Source organism: Pandoraea sp. E26, assembly GCF_000681415.1.
GTDB lineage: Bacteria > Pseudomonadota > Gammaproteobacteria > Burkholderiales > Burkholderiaceae > Pandoraea > Pandoraea pnomenusa.
Genome location: NZ_AYXJ01000007.1, coordinates 216,906 through 228,811 on the forward strand (window position 1 = coordinate 216,906; position 11,906 = coordinate 228,811).

12 protein-coding genes are annotated in these 11,906 nt (G+C 56.3%); 6 read left to right on the top strand and 6 right to left on the bottom strand.

The genetic code is table 11. The features are described from left to right. Positions 1-25: 25 nt before the first annotated feature. Entirely contained in the window at positions 26-1,099 is a 1,074-nt protein-coding gene (gene arsB / locus W930_RS0104920) for an ACR3 family arsenite efflux transporter (protein WP_025249483.1), read from the bottom strand. 2 nt (positions 1,100-1,101) lie between these two features. Then, entirely contained in the window at positions 1,102-1,617 is a 516-nt protein-coding gene (locus W930_RS0104925; RefSeq protein WP_028730828.1) for an arsenate reductase ArsC, read from the bottom strand. A gap of 231 nt (positions 1,618-1,848) precedes the next feature. Between W930_RS0104925 and W930_RS0104930 the strand changes: the two genes are divergently transcribed. After that, the gene (locus W930_RS0104930) at positions 1,849-2,190 is read left to right on the top strand and encodes a helix-turn-helix transcriptional regulator (protein ID WP_025249481.1); all 342 of its coding nucleotides are present in this window, start codon (positions 1,849-1,851) and stop codon (positions 2,188-2,190) included. 79 nt (positions 2,191-2,269) lie between these two features. Here W930_RS0104930 and W930_RS0104935 read toward each other — a convergent pair whose 3' ends face one another. From W930_RS0104935 to arsH, 3 genes are read right to left on the bottom strand one after another with little or no spacing between them, the layout of a single operon-like run. Next, complete coding sequence (locus W930_RS0104935) at positions 2,270-2,734, bottom strand: ArsI/CadI family heavy metal resistance metalloenzyme (protein ID WP_028730829.1); 465 nt, start codon at positions 2,732-2,734, stop codon at positions 2,270-2,272. Next, on the bottom strand, positions 2,735-3,064 hold the full coding sequence (locus W930_RS0104940; protein ID WP_028730830.1) for a helix-turn-helix transcriptional regulator: 330 nt from the start codon (positions 3,062-3,064) through the stop codon (positions 2,735-2,737). Positions 3,065-3,067: 3 nt separating this feature from the next. Further along, the gene (gene arsH / locus W930_RS0104945) at positions 3,068-3,838 is read right to left on the bottom strand and encodes an arsenical resistance protein ArsH (RefSeq protein WP_028730831.1); all 771 of its coding nucleotides are present in this window, start codon (positions 3,836-3,838) and stop codon (positions 3,068-3,070) included. A gap of 145 nt (positions 3,839-3,983) precedes the next feature. Between arsH and W930_RS26095 the strand changes: the two genes are divergently transcribed. Both W930_RS26095 and arsN2 read left to right on the top strand, forming a co-directional pair. Then, entirely contained in the window at positions 3,984-5,285 is a 1,302-nt protein-coding gene (locus W930_RS26095) for an MFS transporter (protein ID WP_081814395.1), read from the top strand. 6 nt (positions 5,286-5,291) lie between these two features. Beyond that, positions 5,292-5,750: an arsenic resistance N-acetyltransferase ArsN2 gene (arsN2, locus tag W930_RS0104955; RefSeq protein ID WP_028730832.1), complete on the top strand. Its 459-nt coding sequence runs from the start codon at positions 5,292-5,294 to the stop codon at positions 5,748-5,750. A 21-nt stretch (positions 5,751-5,771) separates the two neighbouring features. Here the strand turns inward: arsN2 and W930_RS0104960 are convergent, their stop codons facing one another. After that, positions 5,772-6,590 (bottom strand): sulfite exporter TauE/SafE family protein, encoded by an 819-nt coding sequence (locus tag W930_RS0104960; RefSeq protein WP_028730833.1) that lies wholly within the window; start codon positions 6,588-6,590, stop codon positions 5,772-5,774. A 605-nt stretch (positions 6,591-7,195) separates the two neighbouring features. Between W930_RS0104960 and W930_RS0104965 the strand changes: the two genes are divergently transcribed. From W930_RS0104965 to W930_RS26105, 3 genes are all read left to right on the top strand, one after another. Further along, a complete protein-coding gene (locus W930_RS0104965) occupies positions 7,196-9,064 on the top strand; it encodes an ATP-dependent endonuclease (RefSeq protein WP_028730834.1) in 1,869 nt (622 codons plus the stop codon). 555 nt (positions 9,065-9,619) lie between these two features. Then, entirely contained in the window at positions 9,620-10,735 is a 1,116-nt protein-coding gene (locus tag W930_RS26100) for a dsDNA nuclease domain-containing protein (RefSeq protein WP_051610628.1), read from the top strand. A gap of 53 nt (positions 10,736-10,788) precedes the next feature. Then, positions 10,789-11,889, top strand: a complete 1,101-nt coding sequence (locus W930_RS26105) for an ATP-binding protein (protein WP_051610629.1) — start codon at positions 10,789-10,791, stop codon at positions 11,887-11,889. The last annotated feature ends 17 nt before the right edge of the window (positions 11,890-11,906 follow it).

Below are 11,906 nucleotides of genomic sequence, written 5' to 3' on the forward strand. Positions count from 1 at the left end.
CGAATTCGCGGCCTGTCGGGAGACGTTACGACTGACGTTGGTACCACCGCCGGGAGGAATTCACCACCTTCACGACGGCGAGCATGAGGGGCACCTCAATCAGAACACCAACGACGGTCGCCAGAGCCGCTCCGGACTTAAGGCCAAACAGGCTAATTGCGGTCGCCACGGCCAGTTCGAAGAAGTTCGAGGCTGCAATCAGGCAGGACGGCGCAGCGACGTCATGAGATACGCCGAGCTTGCGGTTGGCAAGATATGCGAGCGTAGCGTTGATGACGACCTGAATCAGGATGGGCACCGCGAGAAGCACAATAACGCCTGGCTGCTCGATGATTTGCTCACCTTGGAACGCAAACAGCAGCACCAGCGTAAGCAGCAGCGCAGCAATGGAAAACGGACCAATCTTTGCGAGTGCGCGCTGGAAACCAGCTTCTCCATTTGCCAACAGCACCTTGCGAAGGAGCTGCGCAATGATGACCGGGATGATGATGTAAAGCACCACCGACGTCAGGAGCGTGTCCCAGGGAACCGTAATGTTCGAGATGCCCAGCAGCAAGCCAACAACCGGGGCGAACGCGAAAACCATAATCACGTCATTGAGCGCTACCTGCGAGAGCGTGAAATACGGGTCACCCTTCGTCAGTTGGCTCCAAACGAACACCATGGCGGTACACGGTGCCGCAGCCAGAAGAATCAGGCCAGCAACGTAGCTGTCCAACTGGTCCGCAGGCAACATCGACGCGAACACGTGCCGCACGAACACCCAGGCGAGGAATGCCATCGTGAACGGCTTCACCGCCCAGTTGATGACAAGCGTGACGCCAATGCCCTTGACCTGGCTGCGAACCTTGCCCAACGAAGCAAAGTCGATTCGCAGGAGCATCGGGATAATCATCACCCAGATGAGGATGCCCACGGGCAGGTTGACGTGTGCGACCTCAAGTGCGGAAATCGACTGCACGGCACCTGGCATCAGTTTGCCGAGCCCGATACCCGCAACGATGCACAAGGCGACCCACACGGATAGGTATCGCTCAAAGAACCCGATACCCCCCGCAGGCTTCTCCGACGGTGTATCGACGGTTTGACTGTCCGACATCTTTACTCCCCTTTCTCGCGCAGCGACGTGCCGATGTTCTGCATTTCCTTCTGAACCGCCATACGGTCGAGCTTATCGAACGACAGGTTGGTGAACAGTTCGATGCGCTTCTTGAGTTGCACGAAGGTCTTCAGGAAAGCCCGGCGCTTTTCCTCTTCGCTGCCCTCGACCTGCGACGGGTCGGGCACACCCCAATGGGCCTTGGCCGGATGACCGGGCCAAATCGGGCAGACTTCACCAGCCGCGTCATCGCAAACCGTGAAAATGAAGTCGATGCGCGGTGCGCCATCGACGGCAAACTCATCCCAGCTCTTGCTGCGAAGCCCTTCAACGGAGATGTCCTGCGAGCGCAGCAACTCGATACCGTGCGGATTCGGTGCCGTCCCAGGATGGCTGCCCGCACTGTAGGCGACAAATCTGTCACCGGCCAGCGCGTTCAACGCGGCCTCTGCGAGAATCGAGCGCGCTGAGTTGTGCGTGCACAGGAAGAGGACGTTGTATTTGCGTTGTTCGGTCACGAAAATTCTCCGCTTGTTGGGCATGGTCGAATTAAATCGACATCTCCAATATAATCGAAATGTTGATGCCCGACAAGCGCCTTTCGGACGGCAGGGTACGGGGCTGGCTGAACACTTGGTCCCCAAGGTGGGACCGGGGGATACACCCACGCAAGTGAGGAATTGCTGCTCACGCGCCACAGCCATCTCGATAGGCTTAGAATAGTCGCTTAACCATTGCGACCAAGCACCATGAAGGAAAACGACGCAGTCAAAGCTCTTGCCGCCTTGGCGCAGCCTACTCGCCTCGCGGTTTTTCGCCTGCTCGTCACAGCCGCGCCGGACGGCCTCAGCGTTGGTGTGATTCAGGAAGCCCTCGGTCTCGCGAGCGCTACGTTGTCCTTCCACTTGAAGGAATTGACTCACTCCGGCCTTGTCACGGCGCGCCAGGAGGGACGATTCATCTATTACGCACCGGCAATCGACCACATGAACAGTCTCATCGGCTTCCTGACGGAGAATTGCTGTCAGGGTGCCGAGGTGTGCGCGCCCAAGAAAGCGGTCAAGTGCAAACCGAAGACGGTCGCTGCCTGACCACGCTGCCTGCTCCTTTACGCACGACACAAACAAAATGGCCGCCTGATTTGGCGGCCAATTCGCGTTTACACGGCACTTAGCAGCAACTGGACTTCGCGCTATCCGTGGTGGGCTTATTGGTCAGCGGCATGCAACATGCCTCTCCCTTTTCGGCCGTTTGACTGTTCCTGCCGTAGACAGGGATGGTCCCCAGCGTGTGATAGGTTTCCCAAGGCACCCCAGCCGGGTCCTTCGCCCAATACTTGTTCGACGAGGCGTAGCAGCACTGAGCGCCAGTCTGGTCGACGATGTCGACACTCGCGGCGAACACCTGCTCACGCAGCGAGGCGAGTTCGTCTTCGGTATCGACTTGGAAGCCCAGGTGATTCACCCCAGTCTCCCCGCCGCGGGCCGAAATCGCGAAATTGACGCGCGGGTCTTCCAGCATCCACTTGGCATAGTCGCCCTTGAGCACCGTCGGCTCCGCACCGAACAGGCCACTGTAAAAGCGTACGCTTTCGTCGAGGCTAGGCACGACAACATGTACGTGAAATCGCTTCATTTAAGTCTCCACTACGTTGGAAGCGCTGCCACACTTTTCGGCGGCGCAACAGTTTTCGAGCAAAAAGTCGATGAGAGCCTGCATGTTTTCGTAGTTCGCCCGGTAGATGACATTCCTCCCCTGTGAATGGCCCTCGATAAGCCCGGCATGGGTCAGCTCTTTCAGGTGAAACGACAGACTTGGGGCCGGCATATTGAGCGTGTCGGCAATCGCGCCGGCGTTCATGCCAGGCGACCCAGCTGTCACGAGCAATCGGAATGCCGCTAGCCTCGAATCCTGCGCAAGTGCGGCGAGTGCGGTAACGGCGCGCTTCGAGTCGATATTGGCCACGGCTTACTCGACCTCTTCATGTTGCGGCACCATGTTCAATCCCATCGCGAGCGATGCCAGGTCCGTGTTCACGTCGAGGACACGTCCCTCTTCAGCACGCTCGCTATATCGGTCGACAAGGTAGTCGGCGCGTCCACGCAGCAGCAGCGTGAATTTCACCAGCTCTTCCATCACATCCACCACCCGGTCGTAGTACGGCGACGGCTTCATACGGCCGGTCTCATCGAATTCGTCGTAGGCCTTCGCAACCGAGGACTGATTGGGGATGGTGAACATGCGCATCCAACGACCCAACTGTCGCAGCTGATTGACGGTGTTGAACGACTGCGAGCCGCCACTGACCTGCATCACCGCGAGCGTGCGGCCTTGTGTCGGTCGAATCCCGCCCATCGACAAAGGCAACTGGTCAATCTGCGTCTTGAGGACACCCGATACCGTTCCATGACGCTCCGGGCTGCACCAAACCTGGCCTTCAGACCAGATGGACAGCTCACGCAGTTCCTTGACCTTCGGGTGGTCTTCGACACCCGGCTCATCCGGATACGGCAAGCCACGCGGGTCGAAAATGCGCGTCTCAGCACCGAACAGCTCGAGCAAACGGGCGGCTTCTTCTACGAGTAGCCGGGAGTAGGAGCGCTGACGCAGTGAGCCATACAAAAGAAGAATTCTCACGGGTTCGGCGCCCGGCATACCAAGGCGTGCCGCGATGGACGTGTCGAGATATTCAGTCTTTGCGGCCGGAAGAGTTGTTGCGTTCAGGTTAGGCGTGGTCATTGAATCGGTCCGTTGAACATTCTATGTTTCCAAGTTTATGGAAATATCAAAGAATTGCAAGTAGAATCGTCAAACGCACTCCGCCGGCGCCGAAAGACGCTGCTCTAGACCAAGCAATACATGGGAAGCCTTGGGGCAACACTGTATGGAACGCAACGAATCAAGTTCGCAGCTGAATCAGCCGGCCTCAAGCCCCTCCACGACAAAAGAGGAGAACGGCTTAGCGGCGACTTGGGCACTCGCCCTGGCCCAGTTGGTGTCGTGGGGCTCTGTGTATTACGGTTTTTCGCTGTTCGTGGTGCCGATGGAACAAGCCATGGGCTGGACGCGCACGGACACGAATGCGGCACTTTCCTTTGGCTTGCTCGTATCCGGCCTCGCGGCGTTTCCGCTTGGCACGTGGATTGACCACGGGCACGGCCGTCGCATCATGGTGTTGGGGTCTGTTCTATCTAGCGCGATGCTGTTGCTCTGGTCGCAGGCCCACTCGTTGGTCACGCTCTTCGTGGTGTGGGGAGGCCTTGGCATATCAATGGCCGCAACCCTTTACGACCCCGTGTTCGCCATCGTGACGCGCGACTACCCCAGAACGTTTCGCGCGAAGATTACGCTCATCACCCTGGTTGCCGGCTTTGCCAGTACCGTATTCATCCCGCTGACCCAAGGGTTTGTGGACTGGTTCGGCTGGCGTGGCGCACTTATCGCGTTGGCGTCGCTCAACCTTGTGATTGCGTTGCCAATTCACCTCTTTGCCATCCGCGCCCACTCGAGCGGCGCGTCAACCAGCAACCAACGGGCGCTTGTCCGCGAGGCGAACAAAGTATCTACCAAACGCGCACTGAAGAGTCCTGTGTTCTGGGCGCTGGCAGCCTGCTTTACGGCCTACTACGCCACCTTCGCAGCGCTGACCTTCCACCTCGTTCCCCTCATGGTCGAGCGCCACGTCTCTCATGCGGTGATTCTGACGACAATGGCAATCATCGGCCCCGCACAAGTCATCGCCCGAGCGGCTTGGTTTGCCACCGGGCGAAACGTGAAGCCGTCCATCATCGGATTGATAGTGACGACGGTGTTCCCGGTGTCCGTTGTTGTCCTCCTGGTTGCCGGCTCGTCACCGTATGCGCTCGCGCTGTTCGCGCTTCTTTACGGTGGTGCAAATGGCATGATGACAATCCTGCGCGGCACCATCGTGCAGGATTTGATGTGGACGGAGGGATACGGGGGCATCAGTGGCTTACTGTCGATGCCATCGAATATCGCGAAAGGTATCGCGCCGATTTCGGCCGCGGCGATATGGAGTGTTCAGCAGCGGTACTTGCCAGTCGAATGGGTGGTGCTGGCCGTTTCGTTGATGTCAGCAGTAGCGTTTGCTTTTGCCGTTTATTTTGCTCGTGGCGCGCATGCCGCAAAGCACGCGCACTCACCGTCAGCAGTTTCAGCGGAGTAACTCGCGATGAACGACAGTAGCATCATGATTCGCCTGGCGCGCGTAGACGAAATCCCGCAGATTAGAGCGCTGCTCGCCAAGTGCGAACTGCCGTGGGAAGACGTTACTGAGTCAGCGGGTATTGGATTTCTCGTCGCCGTAGCGACCAATGGGAACATCGTTGGAAGTGTCGGCTTGGAGCTTTCCGGCACAGTCGGCCTGCTACGCTCCCTCGCCGTGGCAGAAGAGGTTAGGGGGATGAAGATTGGACAGGCACTCGTTGCCGCAGCGGAAGCAATAGCTCGAGAGCAGGCCGTCGATGCGCTTTACTTGCTGACGACCGCTGCGAGCCAGTTCTTCGCCCGGCGAGGATATGAGGTCATGGACCGAAGCGGCGCACCAGAGGTGCTCCAGCGAAGCTCGCAGTTCACGAGTATCTGTCCTGCGTCGGCCGTTTGCATGGTCAAAGCAAACGACCGGCCATAGTGACTAACCGCTAAGTCAGCTTCAGCGGGAGTGCTGGAACGTCTTAATAGCGGAAATCAGAAGAATCACGCCCAAGAGCGAAATCAGTAGGTTCGTTGGGACAAGGCCGAGCAGCATTCCACCGATGATGGCTCCGACGATAGAGCCGCCAGCCATCGCGGTTGCCAAATAGCGCTCGGCTCTCAAGACGGAAAAGGCATCAGAGTTGCGGTAGCGAAAGAACCCGACAATCATCGTAGGCAGACTGACGATGAGCGAAAGACTCCCGGCCAGCTTGATGTCAACTCCGAACAGCAAGACGATGGTGGGGATAAGTAACTCGCCGCCGGCTACGCCGAGAAGCGCGGCGACAACACCAATGAGAAAACCCGCAACGAGGCCTACGCCAAACTGAAGCGGGGCATAGCTGAAAAGTGGTCGACCGGCCTGATGGAGGTGGAACCATGCTTCGGACAGCATGAGTACCGCCAATCCGACGAGAAGAACCATCACCACGCGGTCAAGCGTCTGCCGGGACATACTAATTGCATGTCCTGCTGCCCACCAGGCGCCGACCAGACTACCGGCCAGCAAATTTCCAGCAACTGGTAAGTGCGGAACTAGCTCATCAATGGAAATAGTCGTTGTGCGCGACATTAATGCAACGGCCACGACGACCAAGCTCATCGCTTTGTTCAAGATGATGGCCTGCAATGTTGGCAGTCGAAAAAAACCAACCAACACTGGCAATCGGAACTCGGCACCGCCCAGTCCAATTAGGCCGCCCAGAATTCCAATCAGGCCACCGGATACAAAGCCCCCAGCCGCACGTTTGCGGTCTAACGTCTGAACAGTCTCCATCGCCCCAATCGCAATATTTTATGGAACATAGCGAATGGTATCGTATGTGGTTGCACGTCTAGACTTGGGTTTTACCCGCTGGTCATCTTTGAGTTCGTAACGTCGCGCAGACATTTTGACACTTAGCCAGTACGCGGTTTTATCGCCATCGGGTGCGGCTAGTTTTCGAGTCGCCGTCCCAGTTCCATCAACTGCCACTCGGCTTCAGCACCACTGAGCTTCCACTCCCGAGCATTCACTTTCGACCTCACGGATAATGTCACCCGTCGAAAGGTTTCCACGCGTGACGAACCCTTCGACGCGGCTATTCTGCGGCAATAAGCCTCAAGCTCCCCGACAAGGATGAAGCAAGCATCGAAACGTTCTCGGAGCTCCTCCTCCGTGTACCCTTCCGAATTCCACTCAGGGCAACGCTAGTAAGTGATACGCAATTAAGGAATCGCTCGAGGTAGGTATCCAGTCAAGACATATATAGGTCGCCAATTGCCACTAGGTTTTTCTTCAAGGACACTGAGACGGGCGTACATTGACCGTGAGCCGGCGCAGCTTGCATATTCAACATGTTATTCTGGCAAGCGACCAATAAATAACGCGAAGGGACACAAATGCGTCTACGCCGCTTCGACATCCGAAACTTCAAAGCCATTGCTCAAGCGAGCTTCGAATGGGATGAGCTTCTGATTTTGATTGGTGAAAATAACGGCGGTAAATCGAGCGTGTTGACTGCGCTAAGTTGCTTCTTGAGCGGGAGTGGTATTCGTGATGCGTCATTGTTTCGAAGGCATCTAACAGGCGTTAAAAATGCGATTGAACTGACAGCGCATTTCAATGACTTGACGCCGTTGGAGCAGGAGCAGGTCGCAGTGCGTGGGCGACTTGCGAATGGCGAATGGGTACTCAAAAAGAAATATTGGTTTGAACCCGCAGGTGACGCCGACGAAAGTGAGCGAGGCGGGTGGAAAGAGCAGCTTTTTACATATTCATCGCGTGATAACTTTGCCGAATGGCCGGAACCTGACACCGCGTGGACTGCCTTTCCCGCACATTACCAGCCGTTTATCGACGAACTTCCTAATAGAGGTGCCCGGCCCAACAACGCGTCGCGCGACGCCCTCCGTGACCTAGTGCGTGTGCGCAGGCCTGACCTCGTCACGCCGTCCGCGCCGGATTGGGTGCCAAACCCGGGAGGTGGCGGGAACTGGAAGTCAAATGCGAACTCCATCATCCCACGCGTTATCTTTGTCCGAGCCGTTCACGAAGCGTCGGACGAAACCGGTGCACGTGATGCATCGACGTACGGCAAGCTCATTAATCTCATCGTCGAACGTCAGTTGTCGCAACGACCAGAAATGGCTGCATTGAGCGCGGCGCTAGATGCCGTCTTCAGTCTGTTCCAGCCTGATGAGCAAAATCCGGAGCGACAGGCGCAGGAAATTCGGGAACTGCAAACTCGGATTAATCAAGGGCTCGCAGACGTCATCGGAGGGCAAGCGTACATTCGAACAGAGCGACCAGAACTGCGTTCCCTTGTAATGCCAAGCACGTCGCTGGTCATTCGAGACCCGCTCGCAGGAATTGACACGCAGGTGGGACACCAAGGGCACGGACTACAGCGTACCTTGGTAATGACATTGCTGCAGTTGCTGACCGAGGCCCAGGCGCAGCCAGCGGCGGATGGCGGAGGGGTACTCGCACGCTCAACCATTTTGCTGGTCGAGGAGCCAGAGCTATACCTACACCCGCAGATGGAGCGGCTAATGCGGGACGTACTCTACCGCCTCTCGTCGCAACAAGGCATCCAAGTCGCATGCTGCACGCATTCGCCGGTCTTTCTCGACATCGCTGAGCGATACAAAGGCATCATCCGAATGACCAAGCAACCCGACGGGGACGTTACAGGTCACCAGGTCGCTTATGACATCTTCCCTGGGGCCGGAGACCGTACGGAACGAGAGAAGCTTCAGATGATTTCGCGGTTTCACCCGACGGTGAATGAGCTTTTTTTCGCGAAACAGGTAGTGCTTTTTGAAGAATTTAGCGCTATTGCCGCGTTTGAGCGTGCTGCAGACCTTGGCGGACTATTCCAACGTCATCGACGATTGCGACGAGAGGTGACGTTGGTAGACTGCGACGGAAAAAAGAACATCACCGCATTCCAGCGGGTACTGAACGCGTTCAATATTCCTTATCGAATCCTGCATGACGAGGACGCGGACAACCCGGCGGCCTTCGCTGAGAACGCGCGCATTACTGCAGCCATCCCTGCTGGTGGTGCGAACGTTGTGCATATGGTCAGACCGAATGACCTTGAGGGGCTGCTGGGCTACGCGGTGTCGAAGGGTACGAGCAAACCGTTTGCGGCGGTGCAGAGGGTGGAGGAGCTGCATGCCGCCGGAGCGCTTCCGGCGGCCTTTGTTGATGCCATGAACATGGTCTACTTTGGGCAACAGGTCGAGCCAATACCTGCGCCTTAAAATTAAGCGCTGGTGATTCGGTTTGTCTGTGGTTTATGAATGTCGTATCACTTTCCCTGTTCGGGAACCGGACTGGTCGTTTTGCCATACGTCCGCCGGCGGCGGAAGGGCTCGAAATGCGCTATCGGGCATTCAACCTTGGGGGCATCCACCAACATCGTCAGTCGAAGCGCTAAGCCGTCTGGTATCACGAAGTTTCACCACTTTTTAAACTTCTCATAATCGATGACACCGCGCCTCCGATAACCAGTCCGTCCCCTCTCTGCAATAAGGTAACTAAGCTATAGGCAACCATTCGCTTAAGTTTGGTAGGCATGCTATCAAAATCGATGATAGAGGCCGCTAAATGTAGTGACGAACCCTGATGGTCCATGGGTTAGAGTCGGAACTACACTGGCCTTTGCATGGCCCCCGGCTCATTCGGTGCCTGGGAGCGAAGTTTGCTGTCTGCGTGGATTCTCGGATTGTCGAATGGAAGGTGGGCACCTGGTGGCTGCTTCACAGTCCACTTGAATCGAGGGTATTATTTTTGGATAGCTAGAAGAAATCATACAAATGGTACGTGACCAGAGCGCCGGCGGGGAAAACTCGGCCGAGAATCCACGCAGCGGGGACAATCGAGACAATCCGCTTTTTCAGCCACAGCGCGAGTCAGCTGGCTCGGTGACGCTTGCCCGCTTTGCTTACCAATATGACTGGGCTTTATACGAGTTCCTCGAACTTTACCAACGCGGCGAAGCCAGTATCGTTTTCATGGAGTTTCACGAGGACGTCGTGTTCAGCAATTCACTCGAACCGGACGCGGCAAGTTTCATTTTTTGCCAAGTCAAGGCGGGTGGAAAATCGTCCTACACGGCGAAGTCACTAACTAAGCGCCTGAAAGAGAAGCCATCTGTTCTTGCGAAGATGTTTTCATCAATCTCTGACAAGTCGATAGAGGCGAGGGTGAAAAAGGTTCGCCTCGTCGCTACCGCTGGCTTCTCCCTGAACTTGACGATGTCCGGGTTCCGGTTGGAAGAGATTCCGTGGTCAAGCGTCGGGCCGGAGGATGCTGCTCATATTGCTGTCGCCTTACGCTCGGAACTCGGTGCTGACGTTAGCATAGACAAATTACACTTCCACGAGCCTGAACTGGCGAATAGGCGGCACGATTTGACGGTGATGGGGTTAATCGCGAAATTAATCAGTGAGCGAAACCCTAAAGACGGGGGGGACTCCCGGGCAATTTATCTTCTTCTCAACGATGAGCTTCGCCGTAAGGGCTCTGTCGAATGGGATTACGCGAGTTGGGACAACCTAGTTGAAAGGAAAGGGCTTACCGGTGACCGCGTGGAGGCCCTGTTTTCACAGTTTTGCTCTACACGCTCAATCGAAGAGCTAATTTCCGATGTAGAAGAACTGGCGAAAGAGCTCGCAATCAGTGCGTTGGAGCGTAGGCGCATTAGGGATGCTGCACGCGAGTTTGCACTTGGCACCTTGGCGGGAGGCTCGCTCGGGCATATCCAGGCTCAGAGAGCCATTAAGGAGTGCCTCTCAGCGCGCCAAGACAACGCTCTAACAAGGGTCGAGCTTGAATGTTTGGCCGAAGCGGCTCCTCAGATTGTGAGAGACACCTTGCCAAACGAAGCGACCATTCGTGCAGCGTACCTAATTGAGTACCTGAGGGGCTAACGTGAACGAGCAGAACTACAAATTTCTCATCCGAAATCTCCGCACGAAAGCCTATGAACACGTTGAAATTAAAGAAGCTGCTCGTGCAGTCGACTACCCAAAGTCAGGCAAGCATGTTCCGGTTCGGAAGCGGCTTGAACCTGATTACGGGGGACGATAACTCCGTTGGCAAGTCGACTCTGGCTCGATTGCCGTTGTGGGCGATGGGGTGTGACTTCAATTTCGACAACGATTGGAAGCAGCACGATGCGCGTGTGATTCTGACCTTTTCAGTTGGGGAGGCCAAGTATGCAGTCGCTCGTCACCGAAGCACCATACTGCTTCACAAAGGGAATGGCGAAGGATGGTTGCGATTCGAAAAGGTGTCAGGAGCTTACGCTAGGGAGTTCGCGAAGATTGTCGGATTTGGGGCTCTTCTGCCTCGTAAGAAGGAATCCTGGGTTCATGAGGTCCCGCCTCCTGCGTACTATTTCTCCGCGTTCTACGTCGACCAGCGGCGAGGATGGGTCGAGCCATGGAGCAGCTTTGTCGACCATCGCTACGAGGCTTGGCGCAGACCTGTTATTTCCTTCCACGCGGGATACCATCCAGCAAACTACTACGAGTTGGGCGCTGAGATTGCGCGTGGGCAACAAGATATTGCAGAGGATGCGCAGGTCGTTGATAAGTACACGCGAGCAGTTGAGGTGCTAAAGCTGCTTGCGCCGCCCGATGAGCTTCCTGCCACGGATGCTGAGCTGGATAGCGCCATTCATGAAATTCAGCAGTCTATGGTTGCGATTAAGCGCCGGGAGCAACGAGCGCTCGCCTCGTTATCCGCCCGGCGGGAGGAGCTTGAGGTTGCGAAGGTTCAACGAGGAATTGCTGAGGCTGCGGTTGCCGACTTGGAGAAGGATTACGATTTCGCAGTGAATAATCTGCCCGAGGACACGTTGGTCTGCCCACTGTGCGCGACTGTGCACGACAACTCATTGCTCAATAGAGCCTCAATCCTTCAGGACCGGCAGCAAGCCTCTCACCAGGCCCAAAAACTCGCTGCGCATCAAATGCGTGTCGAAGCTGCGATAGCGAACGCCTTACGGAGGCTTGATGAAACGCGTCAAGAGCTCTCCAAGCTCAATCGGAGATTTAAGCGCTTGGACAAGGACGTATGACCATGCCTCGATTTCGC

Bases quoted from the DNA above. Each gene is read 5' to 3' on its own strand.
- arsB (WP_025249483.1), bottom strand. From the start codon at position 1,099: ATGTCGGACAGTCAAACCGTCGATACACCGTCGGAGAAGCCTGCGGGG.
- W930_RS0104930 (WP_025249481.1), top strand. From the start codon at position 1,849: ATGAAGGAAAACGACGCAGTCAAAGCTCTTGCCGCCTTGGCGCAGCCT.
- W930_RS0104935 (WP_028730829.1), bottom strand. From the start codon at position 2,734: ATGAAGCGATTTCACGTACATGTTGTCGTGCCTAGCCTCGACGAAAGC.
- arsH (WP_028730831.1), bottom strand. From the start codon at position 3,838: ATGACCACGCCTAACCTGAACGCAACAACTCTTCCGGCCGCAAAGACT.
- W930_RS26095 (WP_081814395.1), top strand. From the start codon at position 3,984: ATGGAACGCAACGAATCAAGTTCGCAGCTGAATCAGCCGGCCTCAAGC.
- arsN2 (WP_028730832.1), top strand. From the start codon at position 5,292: ATGAACGACAGTAGCATCATGATTCGCCTGGCGCGCGTAGACGAAATC.
- W930_RS0104960 (WP_028730833.1), bottom strand. From the start codon at position 6,590: ATGGAGACTGTTCAGACGTTAGACCGCAAACGTGCGGCTGGGGGCTTT.
- W930_RS0104965 (WP_028730834.1), top strand. From the start codon at position 7,196: ATGCGTCTACGCCGCTTCGACATCCGAAACTTCAAAGCCATTGCTCAA.
- W930_RS26100 (WP_051610628.1), top strand. From the start codon at position 9,620: ATGGTACGTGACCAGAGCGCCGGCGGGGAAAACTCGGCCGAGAATCCA.
- W930_RS26105 (WP_051610629.1), top strand. From the start codon at position 10,789: ATGAACACGTTGAAATTAAAGAAGCTGCTCGTGCAGTCGACTACCCAA.